This is a genomic window from Sphingopyxis sp. 22461 (assembly GCF_052044915.1).
GTDB lineage: Bacteria > Pseudomonadota > Alphaproteobacteria > Sphingomonadales > Sphingomonadaceae > Sphingopyxis.
The window spans coordinates 174,992-191,032 of record NZ_JBQENY010000001.1; the positions used below are offsets into that span (position 1 = coordinate 174,992).

17 protein-coding genes, 2 tRNA genes and 1 riboswitch are annotated in these 16,041 nt (G+C 63.6%); of the genes, 9 read left to right on the forward strand and 10 right to left on the reverse strand.

The window, feature by feature from the left end; genetic code table 11:
* Positions 1-11 precede the first annotated feature (11 nt).
* A complete protein-coding gene (locus ACTJI5_RS00880; RefSeq protein WP_037510868.1) occupies positions 12-485 on the reverse strand; it encodes an Lrp/AsnC family transcriptional regulator in 474 nt (157 codons plus the stop codon).
* Positions 486-654: 169 nt separating this feature from the next.
* On the opposite strand from ACTJI5_RS00880, the gene ACTJI5_RS00885 reads away from it, so the two are divergent.
* The 4 genes from ACTJI5_RS00885 to ACTJI5_RS00900 all read left to right on the forward strand — a co-directional run bounded on the left by ACTJI5_RS00885 (position 655) and on the right by ACTJI5_RS00900 (position 5,057).
* A complete protein-coding gene (locus tag ACTJI5_RS00885) occupies positions 655-2,295 on the forward strand; it encodes a histidine kinase dimerization/phospho-acceptor domain-containing protein (RefSeq protein WP_231732650.1) in 1,641 nt (546 codons plus the stop codon).
* A 34-nt stretch (positions 2,296-2,329) separates the two neighbouring features.
* On the forward strand, positions 2,330-3,367 hold the full coding sequence (locus ACTJI5_RS00890; protein ID WP_440859074.1) for a polysaccharide deacetylase family protein: 1,038 nt from the start codon (positions 2,330-2,332) through the stop codon (positions 3,365-3,367).
* A gap of 68 nt (positions 3,368-3,435) precedes the next feature.
* Positions 3,436-3,511: transfer RNA gene (locus tag ACTJI5_RS00895), tRNA-Ile, on the forward strand.
* A gap of 70 nt (positions 3,512-3,581) precedes the next feature.
* Positions 3,582-5,057, forward strand: a complete 1,476-nt coding sequence (locus tag ACTJI5_RS00900; RefSeq protein ID WP_440859075.1) for a M20 family peptidase — start codon at positions 3,582-3,584, stop codon at positions 5,055-5,057.
* Positions 5,058-5,071: 14 nt separating this feature from the next.
* Here the strand turns inward: ACTJI5_RS00900 and ACTJI5_RS00905 are convergent, their stop codons facing one another.
* The 5 genes from ACTJI5_RS00905 to ACTJI5_RS00925 form a co-directional block, all read right to left on the reverse strand.
* Complete coding sequence (locus ACTJI5_RS00905; protein WP_440859076.1) at positions 5,072-5,581, reverse strand: hypothetical protein; 510 nt, start codon at positions 5,579-5,581, stop codon at positions 5,072-5,074.
* Between the two features lie 114 nt (positions 5,582-5,695).
* A tRNA-Pro gene (locus ACTJI5_RS00910) sits at positions 5,696-5,772 on the reverse strand.
* Between the two features lie 39 nt (positions 5,773-5,811).
* The gene (locus ACTJI5_RS00915) at positions 5,812-6,243 is read right to left on the reverse strand and encodes a VOC family protein (RefSeq protein WP_440859077.1); all 432 of its coding nucleotides are present in this window, start codon (positions 6,241-6,243) and stop codon (positions 5,812-5,814) included.
* Positions 6,244-6,291: 48 nt separating this feature from the next.
* Positions 6,292-6,615 carry a hypothetical protein gene (locus tag ACTJI5_RS00920; RefSeq protein ID WP_156419659.1) on the reverse strand — a complete coding sequence of 108 codons (324 nt, stop codon included), beginning with the start codon at positions 6,613-6,615 and terminating at the stop codon, positions 6,292-6,294.
* A gap of 204 nt (positions 6,616-6,819) precedes the next feature.
* Positions 6,820-8,205 (reverse strand): M20/M25/M40 family metallo-hydrolase, encoded by a 1,386-nt coding sequence (locus ACTJI5_RS00925; protein ID WP_440859078.1) that lies wholly within the window; start codon positions 8,203-8,205, stop codon positions 6,820-6,822.
* Between the two features lie 130 nt (positions 8,206-8,335).
* On the opposite strand from ACTJI5_RS00925, the gene ettA reads away from it, so the two are divergent.
* Both ettA and ACTJI5_RS00935 read left to right on the forward strand, forming a co-directional pair.
* Positions 8,336-10,015 (forward strand): energy-dependent translational throttle protein EttA, encoded by a 1,680-nt coding sequence (gene ettA / locus ACTJI5_RS00930; RefSeq protein WP_440859079.1) that lies wholly within the window; start codon positions 8,336-8,338, stop codon positions 10,013-10,015.
* A 5-nt stretch (positions 10,016-10,020) separates the two neighbouring features.
* Positions 10,021-10,470: a PaaI family thioesterase gene (locus tag ACTJI5_RS00935; protein WP_440859080.1), complete on the forward strand. Its 450-nt coding sequence runs from the start codon at positions 10,021-10,023 to the stop codon at positions 10,468-10,470.
* 384 nt (positions 10,471-10,854) lie between these two features.
* Here the strand turns inward: ACTJI5_RS00935 and ACTJI5_RS00940 are convergent, their stop codons facing one another.
* From ACTJI5_RS00940 to ACTJI5_RS00950, 3 genes are all read right to left on the reverse strand, one after another.
* Positions 10,855-11,556 carry a DUF899 family protein gene (locus ACTJI5_RS00940; RefSeq protein ID WP_058537947.1) on the reverse strand — a complete coding sequence of 234 codons (702 nt, stop codon included), beginning with the start codon at positions 11,554-11,556 and terminating at the stop codon, positions 10,855-10,857.
* Positions 11,557-11,661: 105 nt separating this feature from the next.
* On the reverse strand, positions 11,662-12,243 hold the full coding sequence (locus tag ACTJI5_RS00945; protein WP_440859081.1) for a hypothetical protein: 582 nt from the start codon (positions 12,241-12,243) through the stop codon (positions 11,662-11,664).
* A 14-nt stretch (positions 12,244-12,257) separates the two neighbouring features.
* A complete protein-coding gene (locus ACTJI5_RS00950) occupies positions 12,258-12,896 on the reverse strand; it encodes a carbonic anhydrase (RefSeq protein WP_058537945.1) in 639 nt (212 codons plus the stop codon).
* Between the two features lie 62 nt (positions 12,897-12,958).
* Here ACTJI5_RS00950 and lipA point away from each other — a divergent pair, with 62 nt between their 5' ends.
* From lipA to ACTJI5_RS00965, 3 genes are all read left to right on the forward strand, one after another.
* Positions 12,959-13,894, forward strand: a complete 936-nt coding sequence (gene lipA, locus ACTJI5_RS00955) for a lipoyl synthase (RefSeq protein ID WP_058538212.1) — start codon at positions 12,959-12,961, stop codon at positions 13,892-13,894.
* 7 nt (positions 13,895-13,901) lie between these two features.
* Positions 13,902-14,342 carry a type II toxin-antitoxin system RatA family toxin gene (locus ACTJI5_RS00960; protein WP_058801005.1) on the forward strand — a complete coding sequence of 147 codons (441 nt, stop codon included), beginning with the start codon at positions 13,902-13,904 and terminating at the stop codon, positions 14,340-14,342.
* Positions 14,343-14,396: 54 nt separating this feature from the next.
* Positions 14,397-14,502, forward strand: a riboswitch (SAM-I-IV-variant riboswitch).
* Positions 14,503-14,542: 40 nt separating this feature from the next.
* On the forward strand, positions 14,543-15,538 hold the full coding sequence (locus tag ACTJI5_RS00965; RefSeq protein WP_440859082.1) for a homoserine O-succinyltransferase: 996 nt from the start codon (positions 14,543-14,545) through the stop codon (positions 15,536-15,538).
* Here ACTJI5_RS00965 and ACTJI5_RS00970 read toward each other — a convergent pair.
* On the reverse strand, positions 15,484-16,038 hold the full coding sequence (locus tag ACTJI5_RS00970) for a CinA family protein (RefSeq protein ID WP_440859083.1): 555 nt from the start codon (positions 16,036-16,038) through the stop codon (positions 15,484-15,486). The two genes, ACTJI5_RS00965 and ACTJI5_RS00970, sit on opposite strands and share 55 nt — an antisense overlap.
* Between the last annotated feature and the right edge of the window lie 3 nt (positions 16,039-16,041).

A 16,041-nucleotide genomic window follows, 5' to 3' on the forward strand; every position in this document is an offset into this window, starting at 1 on the left:
GACCTGCAATCTCAGGGTTCGACGGGAATTCCCGCCAGCTGTTTCGCGGTGCGAATCGTCAGCGAGGTTTTGACGCTGGTGACGTTGGGCGCCGACGTCAGGTGCGCGGTCAGGAACGACTGGAAGCTCTGCAGGTCGCGCGCGACGACCTTCAGCAAAAAGTCGATCTCGCCGTTCAGCATATAGCATTCGCGCACCTCGGCGAGCCCGCCGACATAGTCCTCGAACGCTTTCAGGTCGGATTCGGCCTGGCTGCGCAGGCTGACCATCGCAAAGACGGTGATTCCATAGCCGAGCTTCGATGCGTCGAGGTCGGCGTGATAGGACCGGATGACCCCCGATTCCTCGAGCGCCCGGACACGTCGGAGACATGGCGGAGCCGTCAGCCCCACCATTTGTGCCAGTTCGACATTCGTCATCCGCCCGTTTTTTTGCAGCTCGCCCAGTATCTGCAAATCAATCTGATCGAATTTCTGACTAGCCATCATTGAAACATCCGCTTTCCAAAACTGCGGTGACCATAATATTATTTCAGGCGATTGCAATTGTCCCACAATGCGACGTGGACGGTTAAGGCACTTTCATGACCGGATGATTCACGCTAGCCGGTAAGCATATGCTAACCAACGACCAAGGCTGTGGGGCTGATTTCGCGTGACTGCTGACTCGATGATTGCGACCATCTTGCGCCAGGCGCCTGCGGATCGCCGTGCGAGTATCACTGCCTGGCGACAACTTACCGATATTCTGGCGCAGCGCGGCAATCAACTGTCCGATGACGATATTCGCCGCAGCCTGCACGCGCTTGCCGTACTCAGGCCGCGTGTGCCCGAATCGGTACGGCGCGACTGCGCGCGCGCCGTCGCGCGCCATGGCCGTTTTGCACCGCTCGTCGCGCTCTATGCCAATGATGTGCCGGCGGTGTCGGCGATCATGCTGCGCGATGCGCGGCTCGCCGAAGCCGACTGGCTGGCGCTGCTGCCGGCGACGAGCGCGATGGCACGGTCGGTGCTGGCGGGACGCTCCGACTTGCCGCACGGTGTTTATCGCGCGCTCGCCAGCCTTGGCAGCGCGTCGGTCGCGCTGCCGCAGCCCGAAGCCGCCGCGCACGAGGAACCGGCTCCCACAGCCGAAGCGACGCCCGAACCCGCGAGCGAGGGGCATCCGAGCCAGATCAGCGAACTCGTTCGTCGGATCGACAAATATCAGTCGACGCGCACTCAGCCCGCCCAATCGCGGGCGCCGCGCGCGGCATTCCTGTTCGAAACCGGCCCCGATGGCGTCGTCCACTGGGTCGAGGGCGTGACGCGCGGCGCGGTGATCGGCCTGTCGATCGCTGAGGCCGCCTATGGCGGCGAGCCGGGCACCGACGGCGTTGCCGCGGGCGCCTTTCGCCAGCGCGCCGAAATCATCAACGCGCGCATGCTGCTGGAGGGGACGCCGGCGGAGGCGGGCGAATGGCGGTTTTCGGCGCTGCCCTGGTTCGACCCGGCGACAGGGCAGTTCCGCGGTTACCGCGCGAGCGCGCGCCGCCCGCACCGCAATGAAATGCCCTTTGGGCGGCCGGCGTCGGAGGATTCGGGCGATTCGATCCGTCAGCTCATCCACGAGCTTCGCAGCCCGCTGAATGCCATTTCGGGTTTTGCGCAGATTATTTCGGGACAGATGTTCGGGCCGGTCAGTCACGGCTATCGTGGGATGGCCGAAACGATCGTCGCCGATGCCGCGTCGGTACAATCGATCATCGACGATCTGGAGACCGCGGCGCGCAGCGGCTCGGCGGGCACCGGCGCCCCGTCGGACGAGGTCGTCGATATCGGCGTGGTGGTGACGCAAGTCGAAAGCGAACTTGCCGCGCTCCTCGCCGACCAGCGCGTCGATCTCAGCATCTCGCGCGTCGGGGGACCGTTCCTCGGGCTTGCCGGCGACGCGGATGTCCGGCGGATGGTTGGCCGCCTGCTGACGGCGCTGGTCGATGTATCCGAACCGGGGGCAATATTGGTTGGGCAATTGGTGACCGAATCGCGGCACGACGACATGCTCCAGCTGCGGGTCGTCCGCCCCGCGACGATCCGCTTTGCCACGGCGGCGGACCTGCTCGACCCGGGGTTCAGCCCCGAAGGCGAAGCGCCCGGCGCCGCGGTGCTCAGCCTCGGTTTCTCGCTTCGCCTCGTCGACAGCCTCGCGCGCGGTAGCGGGGGACGCCTCGATATCGGGCATAACGCCTTGACCTTGCACCTGCCCTCCGCCAACTCAAAGGCCGAAGTCGAGCTGGAAGCCCAGCAAGGCGAGTAGGTCTGTCGGCCAGCCTTTCGGGGCAAAGGGGAGCATGGTGCAGCCTGCGGGCAATTTCTTTGCGTATCCGGCCGCATCGGACCTGATCGAACTGGACGCCGGTGAGCGCTCCCGATTCTGGGTCACGATCGACACCGAAGAGGATTTCGACTGGGCCGCGCCCTTCGCGCGCACCGGCTATCGTCTCGCGTCGGTTCCCGCGCTCGCCGAATGCCAGAGCTATTTCGAGCGTGCCGCGGTTCGCCCCATCTATCTGGTCGATTGGCCGATCGTCGCCGACGACCGCGCGGTAGGCATCCTGGGTGCGGCGCAGGATGGCGGCCGCTGCGAAATCGGCGCGCAGCTCCATCCCTGGGTAACCCCGCCGCACGATGAGGATGTGAACGAGCGCAACAGCTATACCGGAAGCCTGCCCGCCGCGTTGCAGCGCGCGAAGATGACGGCGCTGCGTGATGCGATCCGCGATCGCTTCGGCATCGCGCCGGTCGTCTACCGCGCCGGCCGTTACGGCCTCGGCTCCGACACCGCCGCGATGCTCGCCGAACTGGGCTTCCGCTGCGACACATCGGTGCGCAGCGGGTTCGATTATCGCGCCGGGCACGGCCCCGACTATCGCGACGCGCCGCTGCATCCCTGGTGGGTTCGGACGGGGCAGGGCGCCGTGCTCGAGATGCCGGTCACCACCGTCTTCGGCGGCTTGCTCGGGGGAGCGGGACGCCGCATCTATCACCGCGTCGCGCGAAACGGCACCCACGCCGGCGCCGCCCTCGCGCGTCTGGGGCTTGTCGAGCGGATCGCACTGACGCCCGAGGGGATCCCCGCCGAACGCGCGTGCAAGGCGATCGATATCGCGATCGCGGCGCGCCTTCCGGTGCTCAACTTCTCGTTCCACTCGCCGTCGCTGCAGCCGGGAAATACGCCTTACGTCCGCAGTGTTGCGGATCTCGACCTCTTCTATCGCTGGTGGGACATTGTGCTCGACCACCTCGCGCGCCGCGGCGTTGAGGCGACTACCGCCGCGGGAATATTGGCGATGGCCCAACGAAGGCTTCCTTCAAAGCCGGCATCCTGATCGTTGGCGCTTGCCAATGCGGCGCGGCCTCCGCTATCGCCCGCACACCCCCACCGGGTTTCAAAAGGGGGCCTGTAGCTCAACGGTTAGAGCTGGCCGCTCATAACGGCTAGGTTGCGGGTTCGAGTCCTGCCGGGCCCACCATTTCCTCCACCATTTTCCCTTGCAAATCGAAACCGATACCTCTCCATTGCGCGGGCAGAAGGAGAGGGACATGGGGAAGCGGCGAATGATTTTGCTCGGCGGTCTTGCGATCGTTGCTGTGGTTGCTGGGACGGTGGCGGTACGGACCGCGACCTTCGCGCCCAAGGACATCGCCGACGGCAGCGCCATCCGGCTCGCCGCCGTGCCGGCCTATGATCTCGATGCCGCCGTCGGGCATCTGAGCGCCGCGGCGCAGATCAAGACGATCTCGCACCAAGACCCGGCCGAGAATGACGTCGCCGAATGGGACCGGCTGCATAGCTGGCTCGCGGCGACCTATCCGGCGACGCACCGCGTCATGGCGCGCACGATCCTGCCGAACCGGACGCTCGTCTATCACTGGCCGGGCAGCGACGCGTCGCTCGCACCGATCATCGTCATGGCGCATCAGGATGTCGTGCCCGTTACCGAGGGCACCGAAAAGGACTGGAAATATCCCCCCTTTGCGGGAACGATCGCCGAAAAGGCGGTGTGGGGCCGCGGCACGGTCGACGACAAGGGCTCGCTCATCGGGCTGTTCGAAGCGATCGAGGCGCTGGCGGCGCAAGGCTTCCAGCCCAAGCGCGGCATCTACCTCGTGTCGGGGCACGACGAGGAAGCCGGCGGATCGGGCGCTGCCGCGGCCGCAGCCAAGTTGAAGGCGGAGGGCGTGCGCGCGCTCTACACGCTCGACGAGGGCAGCGTCGTGCTGCGCGACACCCCGGTGATCGACGGGCCCGCCATCCTGATCGGCGTCGCCGAAAAGGGCTATGCGACGCTCAAGGTCACCGCCAACGCACCCGGCGGGCACAGTTCGATGCCGCCCGCCGAAACCGGCGTGACGACGCTGGCGCGCGCCGTGCTCGCGATCACCGAAAGCCCGTTCCCGATCGAAATGCGCGGCCCCGGTGCGGCGATGGTCGAGGCGCTGGCTGCGCACAAGGGCGGCACGACGAAGCTGGCGGTCGCGAACCAGTGGCTGCTCGGCCCGGTACTGAAAAAGCAGCTTTCGGCTTCGCCTTCGTCGGCTGCGGCGTTCCACACGACGATCGCGCCGACGATGCTTCAGGGAAGCCCCAAGGAAAATGTGCTGCCGCAATCGGCCACGGCGTTGATCAATTATCGTATCGCGCCGTGGAACAGCTCGGCCGACGTGATGGCGCGCGCGAAGGCGGCGGTCGGCGATGCGCCGGTGGAACTCAGCTGGGTGAAACCGCCGAACGAGCCGTCGCACGTGTCGTCGACCAGCTCGCAAGGCTGGAAATATGTCGTCGCGGCGGCGCGCGCCGATGCGCCCGATGCCATCGTCGCCCCATTCCTGGTCGTCGGCGCGACCGACAGCCGCAGCATGGGACCGATTTCCGAGGATGTGTACCGCTTCATGCCAATGCACTTCACGCTCAAGGAAACCGCGATGATCCACGGCACCAACGAACATATGACGATCGACAGTTTCAAGCGGATGATCGATTTCTATGCGCGGCTGATCGCGACGTCGGCGGGGTAATTCGGGGGCGGCAATCAGTCGGCGAACGGGTCGCTCGGATTTTTCTTCGCCATCAGCGCGGCGCAATCTCTTAACGCTGATATTTGCCAGCCCTGTCCATAGGAGACGTCGACGTCGGCGACGTTGATGCCGCCGCGCTTGATCTTCACGCGCGCCGCCTTCTCGATGAAACCGAGGAACTGTTTCCCGTCAAATGCGGCGACGATCGCCGCCATATCACCATCGACGCGCCCCCGGAAATTGACCTGCCCGAAATGGGCGGTCTGTTCGTCCTTCAGCTCCAGATCGGTCGCGAGGCTGTAGGTTTCGCCGTCTTTCAAGGATTTGAAGCTGGGATCTCTGAGCGCGAAGGTCACTTCGTCGCGCCGCTCATCAAACTCCACATATATGACGATGCCGCCCTCAAACTCCTTGATGGCGGCGCAGGACGAGGGTTGGATAGCGCTTACCCGCCATCCATTATATATTTTGGTGACCCACTCCGTCGACGGCTCTGGGGCCATGCCCAACATCAACGCGGTCAAAATGCCATGCCTATTCCCCCCGGCGATCAGGCTATGGGCGGCGGAGGCGGCTGTCCAGCCGGTAAAGGCGCGTCGTGCGCGTTGGCAGCGATCATGGACGGTCTGGGAAGATAGTGGTCGGGGAGACAGGATTCGAACCTGCGACATCCTGCTCCCAAAGCAGGCGCGCTACCGGGCTGCGCTACTCCCCGACTACTGCCCCGCGCCTTAGACAGCGCCGGGCCGCAAGTCTATACGCTGCTTGTCGCGGAACCCTTGAGTTCGATCAGATTTCCTTCGGGATCGCGGAAATAGATCGACGGGCCTTCGCCCTCTGCGCCGTATCGGGGTCCCGATTGTTCGATAGCGACGTCGTGGCGATCAAGATGTGCGCGGATCGCGGCCTCGTCGAACGGAGCGATGGCGAGCGCGAAATGATCGACATTCCGCCCCTCGCTGCCCGGAGCCGCGCCGCCGGCCGCGCCGAGGCGGCCGTCGATCGTCACGAGATCGATCAGCGATTGCCCGGCGCGCAGCTGAAACAGGCCGATTTCCGCCTGCTCGCGTTCGTCGCTGCAGCCGACAACCTCGCGATAAAAGGCGAGCATCCGGTCGAGATCGGATATGCGCAGGACGATGTGATCGAGCCCTTTGAGATCGAAGGGCGGGGTGGGCGTCGGCATCGGATTTTCCTTTCCAACCCGAATGACGCCTGACCGCCCCACCGGGTTTCATCTCGCCGTGCAGGCAAAGAAAAAGGCGGCCTTCCCGAAGGAAGACCGCCCCAATCTCGTTTCAGTCAACGCCCCGAAGGGCTGCGACTTACTTCTTTTCTTCAGCCGGAGCAGCAGCGGCCGGAGCAGCAGCGGCGTCAGCCGGAGCAGCAGCGGTTGCAGCAGCGTCAGCGGCCGGAGCAGCAGCTTCTGCACCAGCAGCAGCAGCGTCGGCACCAGCGGCAGCGGCTTCAGCGCCAGCAGCAGCGGCGTCGGCGCCTTCTTCAGCAACCGCTTCAGCGGCAGGAGCTTCGGTGGTGGCTTCTTCAGCAGCCTTTTCACCGCAAGCGGCGAGGGCGAACATGCTGGCAGCAACGGCGATAGCAGCAAACTTCTTCATGATGTGTGGGCTCCCTAAAATGCCTTAACGCGTCCGGGAAAACTTCCCGTACCGCGAGCCGCGGGATTTAGCCGTTCCGCATGAATCGTCAACAAAAATAATTGAGATGGTCGGCGGCGGCGGGATTCTGTCATTTCTCCGTCACACTAGGGAAGCTCGTCGTTCGTGCTGTTCGCCAGAATCGCCAGAGTCGCGGCCCAAACTGTCACATTTTGCCGCAATTGCGCGGGGTCGATCTTGTCGAGCGTATCGTCGGGCGTATGGTGGATATCGAAATAGCGTGTCCCATCCTGTGCCAGATCGATCGCCGGAACCCCGGCCTGCACGAGCGCGCCGATATCGGCCCCGCCGTTCGCCGGCTGCTTCCCGCGGACGACGCCGAACGGCATCACCGCGGCGGCAATCCGGTCCGAAAGCGCCTTGGCGCTGTCGGGCAGCTTGAAATCGACCCGCCACACGCGATCGGCACCAAAGTCCGACTCAAGCGCGACGGCGTGCTTCTCTTTTCCATGCGCTTCGAAATAGGCTTTGCCGCCGAACACGCCGACTTCCTCGGCGCCCGCCCACAAGATGCGGATCGTGCGGCGCGGCTGGCCGGCAGTCATGACATGCTTCGCGGCGGCGGTGATAATCCCGCAGCCCGCGGCGTCGTCGATCGCTCCCGTACCGAGATCCCAGCTGTCGAGATGGCAGGCGATGATGACCGGGCTGGCGGCGGGGTCGCTGCCCGGCACCTCGGCGATGACATTGCCGGAGCGCTGCTGCCCGAGGTTCCGCGGCGTCAGGAGCAGTTTCATCCGTAGCGGCGCAGCCGTTTTACCGGCATCTACGCGTTTCCACTGTCGCACCAACTGGTCGGCGTCGGGATTGGAGAGCGCGCCGGCGGGGATCGGCTTGACGCCGGCTTCGAAATTGGTGCCGCCGGTGTGGGGATTGCGGTGGCTGTCGGTTCCGATCGAGCGGATCACGACTGCGATCGCACCTTTCTTTGCCGCGACATTCGCGCCGGTGAAGCGAGCGCGGCCATATTGGCCATAGCCGCTGCCGTCCTGCGCGGACTTCATCTGATGATCGATGAAGACGATCTTGCCTTTCACCAGATCGTCGGGGGCCGCGACGAGCGCGTCATAGCTCGCGAAATAGACGATATCGCCTTCCAGTCCCTTGGGGCCCGTCGAGGCGCTGGTGCCGAGCGCGGTGATGTGGAGCTTCTGCGGCTGGAACGGGCCGGTCAGCGACGCCTCTTCGGCGCCGCGCACCCAGGTCTGCATCATGAAGGGTTCTTCGCGCACATTCTGGAACCCCATTTCGGTGAGCCGCTTGACGCCCCAGCGCCGGGCCGCCGCCTCGGCCTCGGTCGCCGCCTGCCGCGGGCCGATTTCGGTCGTCAGTCCTTCGGTGATCGCCCAGGCCGGATCGTCGCCTTGCTGCGCCAGTTCGGCGGCGCTCTGAGCCGGTTGGGCCGAAACGGCGGAGGAAAGGAGAAGGGCGGCGATCCCGGCAAGGCCGGCGGAGGTGCTGTTGATTTTCATGCCGCTTTCGTAACGGCGCGCCCCGCGCGCGCAAGCGCCGATTGCCAATCGCGCGCCCATTCGCTAACCGGCGCGCAACTCATAACTCTCCCGGCCGCGCGCGCGGCCCAGCCCATACCGGAGCATATCCATGGCCGCCCAATATAGTTTCGTGATGAAAAGTCTGAACAAGACTTATCCCGGCGCGCAAAAGCCGACGCTTAAGGATTTGAGCCTGCAATTTTATCCCGATGCCAAGATCGGCATCGTCGGCCCGAACGGCACCGGTAAATCGACGCTGATGAAGATCATGGCCGGCATCGACAAGGAGTTCACCGGCGAGGCGTGGGCAGGCGAGGGGATCACCGTCGGCTATCTGGCGCAGGAGCCGCAGCTCGATCCGACCAAGACGGTCAAGGAAAATGTCATGGACGGCGTCCGCGGCGTCGCCGACATGATGGACCGCTTCAACGAGATCAGCACGCTGATGGCCGATCCGCCAGAAGGCGCCGATTTCGACGCGCTGATGGAAGAAATGGGCACGCTTCAGGAAAAGATCGACGCGGTCGACGGCTGGACGCTCGACAACCAGCTCGAAATCGCGATGGAAGCGCTCCGCTGCCCGCCGGGCGATTCGAGCGTCGAGAGCCTGTCGGGCGGCGAAAAACGCCGCATCGCGCTCACCCGCCTGCTGCTCGAAAAGCCCTCGATCCTGCTGCTCGACGAACCGACCAACCACCTCGATGCCGAAAGCGTCGCGTGGCTCGAAAAGCATCTCGTCGACTATCCGGGCAATGTCATTCTCGTCACTCACGATCGCTACTTCCTCGACAACGTCGTGAACTGGATCCTCGAACTCGATCGCGGCCGCTATTTTGTCTACGAAGGCAATTATTCGACCTACCTCGAAAAGAAGGGCAAGCGCCTCGAGCAGGAATCGCGCGAGGACGCCGGTCGCCAGAAAGCGATCAAGGACGAGCTCGAGTGGATCCGGCAATCGCCGAAAGCGCGTCAGGCCAAATCGAAAGCGCGTATCAAAAGTTTCGACCAGCTCGTCGAGGCGCAGGAAAAGCGCATCCCCGGCAAGGCGCAGATCGTCATCCAGGTTCCCCAGCGCCTCGGCGGCAAGGTGATCGAGGTCGAGAATATCTCGAAAGCCTTTGGCGACAAACTGCTCTTCGAAAACCTGTCCTTCTCGCTTCCGCCCGGCGGCATCGTCGGCGTGATCGGCCCCAACGGCGCGGGTAAATCGACCTTGTTCAAGCTGATCACGGGACAGGAAACCCCCGACAGCGGCAAGGTGACGATCGGCGACACCGTCCACCTCGGCTTCGTCGACCAGAGCCGCGACGACCTGAAACCCGACAATAATGTCTGGCAGGAAATCTCGGGCGGCGCCGAAATGATGAACATCGGCAAGCACGAGATGCAGACGCGCGCTTACGTGGGCGCGTTCAACTTCAAGGGCGTCGACCAGCAAAAGAAGGTCGGCCAGTTGTCGGGCGGTGAACGCAACCGCGTCCATATGGCCAAGATGCTCAAACAGGGCGGTAACGTCCTGCTGCTCGACGAACCGACCAACGATCTCGACACCGAAACGCTCGCGGCGCTCGAAGAAGCGCTAGAGAATTTCGCGGGCTGCGCGGTGGTCATCAGCCACGACCGCTTCTTCCTCGATCGCCTCGCGACGCACATCCTCGCGTTCGAGGGCGACAGTCATGTCGAATGGTTCGAAGGCAATTTCGAATCCTATGAAGAGGACAAGATCCGCCGCCTCGGCGACGACGCGACGCGCCCGCATGCGACGTCGTACAAGAAGCTGACGCGCTGACCGGGATGAGCGGGGAGGGGCAGTCACCGATTTCGTCGGGCGCGATCCGCATGGATGCGGACGCGCTCAACGAATTTCTGAAGGCGGCCTTCCCGCACTCCGAACCCGGATCGCGCGGTCACATCGTGTCTGCCGCGCCGGGTTTCATTCAGGCGCGGATGGACCCGACCGACAAGGCGCTCCGCCCCGGCGGGCTGATCTCGGGCCCGACGCAGATGGGGTTCGCCGATATGGCGGCCTATGCGCTCGTCCTCGCGCATATTGGCCCGGTCGCGATGGCGGTGACGAGCGCGCTCAACTACCAGTTCCTGCGCCCCTGCCGTCCCGGGCCGCTGTTTGCCGACGCGCATATGCTGCGCCTCGGCAAAAGGCTGGCGGTGATGGACGTGCGTATCTGGACCGACGACGCCGACAAGCCGGTGGGGCAGGCGAATGTGACTTACGCTATTCCCTGAGGGGATTCCGAGCCTCCGCTGGCGATCGATAGCCGACCTTCTCTATCATCGTCACCCTCTAACGAGACACGTGGCTCGTTAGACTTGATCCGGGGGCCACAGCTACCGTCGCGCTAATGGATCCCGGATCAAGTCCGGGATGACGAAAGGAGGAGGAGGAGTCTGCTTCCAACGCGACCGGTAACCGCTCAAAACACGGCTTTCCTACATTGTTCCGGTATGCCAGCGTCGGTTTCGGCTCTTTGAATTCGTCAAAATTCTGCTCCTCCGCCTAAAGCGACAAAGGAGACATTTCCGGCGCGCACATCCGTATCCTTTGTCGCCTTAAAGCCACAAAGGACACAGTTTCGATACGCGCATGCGGGGCTTTTGTGGCTTTAAGCCTCAATATTCCAGCGACGGATACCAGTCGGTGCCGCGGCCCGACGGCGTGAGATCGAGGATATTCCACAGACTCGCGATGTCGGGTGCGTCGCGCGGATCCTGCCCGGGGTCGGCCATGGCTGCAGTCATTTCGCTCTTCCAGAACAGCCGGATGCCGCTGCCGTTACGTTTGAACACCGCGAGCGCCGGGTTTTCACCGCCGTCGGCGTTGAGCAGCCTGAAATCCCGCGCATAATCGTCGCCGACGGTCTGCACGAAATCGAGCGCCTGCCAGCCGCGCTCCTGTGCGAACGCCTTTTGCCGTTCGACCGGGCTGCGCCCGATGATCTTGAGCGCGATACGCTGCTTGATGTCGTTTCCATTGCCGTTCACTGCGCCCAGCCAGTTGGTGCACATCGGGCAGGGGCGCTCGCGTTCGGGGCCGTACATCCAGAAATACGCGACCAGCGTGTCATGCTCGCCGAACAGTTCGGCCAGCCCGAGCTCGGCGCCGTTTGCATCCTTGAACCGGTAATCCTTCATCAGTGGCCCGGGCGGCAGCGCACGGCGCTGTTCGGCCAGCCGCGTCATCTTTCGGCGCAGGTCGATTTCTTCGGCGAGCAGTGATTTTCGGGCTTTGGTATAGGCTTCATCTTCGCCGGGAAAGGCATGTCTACGCGAAGCAAGCGCCGGCGCAGCCGACAGGGTTTGGCGAAGGGCCATCAAGTTCTCCTTTTTTGGAGAACGTGTCATCAACGTCATTGTTGCGGCGGAGTTTCACGCTTGCCCGCAGCCCTGCGTCGCTTCGTCGCGCGCCGCGCGGCCCCGTCATGCGGGCGCGGCCTCCCACAGCATCAGCTTGGTCGCATGGACATTGTCGCGCGCGCTTTTGACGTCGAGTCGGGTCAGTTTCACATCGCCCTTGAGCGCACCCATCTCGATCATCGCGTGGATCACCACGACCCCGCCCGCGCCGAGATCGATCTCGAACTCGGCGGGCCGCGCGAGGCTCGCTTTCGCGGTCGCGACGTGGAGATGATGCTTGCCGGGGTCGACGTCGGCCATCAGCATCTGGCCCGATTTGATCTGGCCGCTGGCCGTGCCGTCGAGCGTGACGTTCATGCCCTGGAGTGCGGCGACGAAGCCGCGGCGACAGACATAGATGCGGGCTTTGCCTGTCGGGGGCTCCATCTTCCGGGCATCGGCGACAAGGCCGCCATCCGCTTTTATGCCGCGCTTGTTGCTCGACAGAGCCCAAACGATAACGCCGATGAACAGGATAAGCAGGATGGGCGCGACGATCATCATCGTCTCGTCGCCAATCGCCTCAAAGACTGGCGGGCCAATGAAAGCTCCGAAAACAGCCGCGATCGCAATGATCGTCAGCCACATGGCATTTTTGCCGCTCATCCCGACCTCCCCTGTCAGGCGGGAGAAAATTCTCCCGACGTTTCGTCCATCACGTGCAGTACGCCGTCGCTGATCGCGAAAAAGGCGCCGCGCAGCTTCAGCGTGCCGCGATTTTCCTTTTCCTGGATACAGGGGAAAGTCCTGAGATTCGCTATGCTCACGCGCACAGCTTCCATCTCCATGGCGCGGCCCGCATCGCGATTGTCGAAATCGGGATATTGCGCGCGAATCTCCTCGCTCGCCTCGTCGAGCATTGCGATCCAGTCGGCGATGAAACCGCCGCGTCCGGGTTCGGCGCCTGCCATCGACCGATGCAGTGCGGCGTGACACCCGCCGCACATGCCGTGACCCATCACGACGATTTCCTCGACCTTCAGAAACTGCACCGCGAATTCGAGCGCCGCCGAGACGCCGTGACGTCCGGGCGTTGTCTCGAACGGCGGCACCAGCGCCGCGACATTGCGAACGACAAAGATTTCGCCGGGATTGGTGTCGAAAATCTGCGACGGTTCGGATCGGCTGTCCGAACAGGCGATGATCATCACCTTGGGCGATTGCCCCTCGGCCAGTTCGTTCCAGCGTTCGCGCTGTTGCTGCCAGCCGCCGTTACGGAAACGCCGGTAGCCATCGATCATATCTGCAAAGTGAGTCATGTGCCGCCCTTAGCATAGGTAGAGAGGTTGAGAAGAGGCGCGTGCGCGACTATGTGGGCGAAATGAACGCTCCCGCATCACCCGCCGCCACTCCCAGCCAGCGCCAGCGCAAGCCCGACTGGATTCGCGTCAAGGCGCCGACCAGCCCCGGTTATGCCGAAACGCGCAAGCTGATGCGCGAGCTCAACCTGCATACGGTGTGCGAGGAGGCCGCGTGCCCGAACATCGGCGAATGCTGGACGAAAAAGCACGCGACGGTGATGATCCTCGGCGACACCTGCACCCGCGCCTGCGCCTTCTGCAACGTCAAGACCGGCATGCCGCGCCCCGTCGACCTGCTCGAACCCGAGCATACCGCAATCGCCGCGGCGAAGATGGGGCTCAGCCACATCGTCATCACCTCGGTCGACCGCGACGATTTGCCCGACGGCGGCGCGAGCCAGTTCGTGAAGGTGATCAACGCGCTGCGCCGCGAAACGCCGCAGACGACGATCGAAATCCTGACGCCCGATTTCCGCAACAAGCCCGAAAGCGCGGTTGCGGCGATCGTCGATGCGCGCCCCGACGTCTATAACCATAATCTCGAAACCGTCCCGCGGCTCTATCCGACGATCCGCCCGGGCGCGCGCTATTATGCGTCGCTGCGCCTGCTCGAAAGCGTCAAGCGCCGCGATCCGTCGATCTTCACCAAGTCGGGCGTGATGCTCGGGCTCGGCGAGGAGCGGATGGAGGTGCATCAGGTGATGGACGACATGCGCAGTGCCGACATCGATTTCATGACGATGGGCCAGTATCTCCAGCCGACCCCGAAACATGCCAAGGTGATCGACTTCGTGACGCCGCAGGCGTTCGACGCTTATGCGCAGATTGCGCGCGCGAAGGGCTTCCTGCAGGTCGCTTCGTCGCCGCTGACGCGTTCGAGCTATCATGCGGGCGACGATTTCGAACGCATGCGCGCGGCCCGCGAAGCGCAGCTGGCACGCGTCAAGGCGGACTGACGAACCTTTGCCGCGGCACCACGAAACCCGCGTCCTGCCGTACAGCGACGAGCAGATGTTTGCGCTCGTCACTGATATTGCGCGCTATCCCGAGTTCCTGCCCTGGGTAATCGCGCTGCGCATCCGCAGCGACAGCGAACATGAGGCGGTCGCCGACATGATCGTCGGTTTCAAGGGGCTGCGCGAAAGCTTTTCGTGCCGCGTCCACAAACAGCGGCCGAGCGAGGTTTGCGTGAGCTACATCGACGGCCCGATGAAGCATCTGAACAACGAATGGCATTTCCAGCCCGCCGAGGGTGGCGGATGCCGTGTCGACTTCCTCGTCGATTTTTCGTTCCGCAGCCGGATGTTTGAGGCGCTCGCAGGGCAGATGTTTGACAAGGCGCTGCGCAAGATGATCGCGGCGTTCGAAACCCGCGCCGACGAACTTTACGGGGTTGTGGCCTGACTTGCCCCCACGGCGTTTTCTTTTTGCGAAATCAGCTCCGGCGACGTAAGACGAGCCCAGCATCAAGAGTTGGGGCGACGCCCAACGCCAACCTGCCGATCCGGGCAAGGTGGCACTCCGCAAGGAGGATGTGGCCGGGCCGGCAACTAAAGCGGATCAAGCCACCAAGCGTCGAACCTGTAAAGAGGAAGCGACGCGCCGTGCCCATAACAATACCCGATCAACTCCCCGCTCGACATACTCTCGAAGCCGAGGGGGTCATGGTGATGGGTGAAGCCGATGCAGTGCGCCAAGACATCAGGCCGCTGCGGATAGGCTTGCTAAACCTCATGCCGAACAAGATCGACACCGAAACCCAGCTGGCCCGACTGCTTGGGGCGAACCCGCTTCAAATCGAATTGACGCTAGTGCGGATCACGGATCATGTTTCCCGCAACACGCCGGCCGATCACATGGCGGCCTTCTATCGGCCGTGGAGCGACGTCAGCGCCGAGCGATTCGACGGTTTCATCATCACGGGCGCACCCGTCGAACGGCTACCTTATGAGGACGTTCGCTATTGGCCCGAACTGCGGTCGATCCTTGATTGGACACAGACGCATGTCCATCGCTGCTTCACGATCTGCTGGGCTGCGCAAGCCGCCCTTTTTCACTTTCACGGCGTTCCAAAGCGCAACCTGTCGCGCAAAGCCTTCGGCGTGTTCAGGCATCAAAATCTGGCCCCCACGTCGCCTTATCTTCGGGGTTTTTCAGACACATTCGACGTACCCGTCTCGCGCTGGACAGAGGTTTGCCCTTCCGCTTTGGCCGGCGCGAAAGAGCTGCATGTTCTTGCAGGCAGTGACGAAGTGGGTGCCGGCTTCGTCGACGATCGCGTCAACGGAATGCTGCACATGTTCAACCATCTTGAATATGATACCGGCACGCTCGCGTCCGAGTACCACCGCGACGGACCCGGCCAGCTTCCGAAAAGCTATTTTCCTGCCGACGATCCTGCACGCCCCCCGGAAAACCGCTGGCGCGGTCATGCTCACTTGCTGTTCGCGAACTGGGTCAACGAAATCTATCAAACAACGCCATTTGATTTCACCGGCAGCGCGAACGCGGAACGACCGAAGCCAAAGGCGCCGCTCCTGCGCTCTCAAGCCGGCAGGGCAATATCTTCCGACGGCCGCAACTCGTCCTTTTGGGGTTGAAGCAGGTCGAGCGCGAACAGCGTGGCCGCATGGCGGATCGCCGCGCGATCGGTCGATTCGAACTGCACCCGCTGGGTGAAATAATCGTCGGGATCCTGCCCGCGGAGCGCGCGCGCGAACACGATCAGGCCGACGGGCTTCTTTTCCGACCCGCCGCCGGGGCCGGCGATCCCGGTGATCGCGACCGCGACATCGGCGTCGCTGTTGGCGAGCGCACCCGCCGCCATCGCCCACGCGGTCGCGAGCGAGACTTCGCCAAAGGTTTCCAGTATCTCGCTGCTGACGTCGAGCTGGCTCTGCTTGGCATGGCCCGAATAGGTGACGAAGCCGGCGCTGAATACGTCCGAGCTCCCGGCGATATCGGTCAGCGCGACCGAGACCATGCCGCCCGTGCAGCTTTCGGCCACGGCGACTTTCCGCCCCGCAGCGCGGTTGTTTGCAAGGACGGTTGTGGCAAGGTCGTCGCGCGCGGCAAGGCGCGTTTCAGCATCGGACAGCACGGG